The 409-nt window shown below is 73.3% G+C and carries 1 protein-coding gene; it reads left to right on the top strand.

From position 1 onward, the window contains the following. Positions 1–409, top strand: a 409-nt coding sequence (locus AC5RV2_RS19000; RefSeq protein WP_494093617.1) for an FtsX-like permease family protein, incomplete at both ends; no start/stop codon positions are given.

Genomic DNA, 409 nt, shown 5'->3' with positions numbered 1-409 from the left:
GGCCGCGGCACTGGCGGAGGCCGGCTTCGACGACGCCACCGTGAACACGGCCGCGGAGCAGACCAAGGCCGTGGTGGCCGGCCTCACCGGCGGCACCGACCAGCTGACCATTGTGCTGTTGGCGTTCGCGCTGGTGGCCCTGCTGGTTTCGGCGCTGGTGGTAGCCAATACCTTCTCGGTGCTGATCGCCCAGCGGACCCGCGAGCTGGCGCTGCTGCGCTGCATCGGCGCGGACCGCGGGCAGATCCGGAACGCCGTGCTGGCGGAGGCCCTGCTGGTCGGCGTCGGAGCCTCCGTGTTGGGCGTGCTGGGTGCGGTGGCCCTGATGGCCGGGGTCATCGCCGTGCTGCAGGGGCACCCGGACACCGAGTTCGCCGCTCTGGCGGTGCCGCCGTCGGCCGTCGCCGTC

The organism is Arthrobacter sp. Y3225116 (genome assembly GCF_059091245.1).
This window is presented reverse-complemented; position numbering and strand designations above follow the sequence as displayed.